This is a genomic window from Micrococcoides hystricis, assembly GCF_042434215.1.
GTDB classification, from domain to species: Bacteria; Actinomycetota; Actinomycetes; order Actinomycetales; family Micrococcaceae; genus Micrococcoides; species Micrococcoides hystricis.
The window spans coordinates 1-512 of the sequence record NZ_JBHLUB010000005.1 but is presented as its reverse complement, the minus strand read 5'-3'; the positions used below and the strand labels follow the sequence as shown (position 1 = coordinate 512).

The window sequence follows — 512 nt, the reverse complement described above, 5'->3', positions numbered from 1 at the left end:
GTAGTGGGTGAGGTTTCTGAAGCCCAGGGCGGTGCCGCGCAGGTGTTCGATTCTGCCGTTGATGGCTTCGGTGGGGCCGTTGCTGGTGCCGACGTGATCAAAGTACGCCAGGATGTCGGCGGCGCGGCGCTTCATCGTCCGGCCCAGCGTTTGGAGCTCTGTGAGTGTGTTGGGAATCCCGGTACTGATGGCATCGATGAGCTTTCTAAATCGCTTTTTGGCTTGGTTGCGGTTCGGGTGCCGGTAGGCGGCCACGATCTGTTGGTAGATGTCGTAGGTGGTCTGCACCGGCTGATGCTGCGGGTTGGCAAATACAGTCTTCAGGCGGGTTTGTTGTCGTTCTGTCAGGTAGTCCTTGCCGGTTTTCAACACTTTGCGGATCCCATACAGCGGGTCGCCCTTACGACCGCGATGTCCCAGCGTGGCTTGTTGAATCCGTTGTCGGGCTTTATCCACGGCTTGACCGGCTAATGCCACCACATGAAAGGGATCCATCACGGTGGTCGCTTCGG

At 58.6% G+C, this 512-nt stretch carries 1 protein-coding gene; it reads right to left on the bottom strand.

The window, feature by feature from the left end; genetic code table 11:
- The coding region (locus tag ACFFFR_RS03845; RefSeq protein ID WP_377458215.1) for a transposase at positions 1-512 on the bottom strand (512 nt) is incomplete at both ends.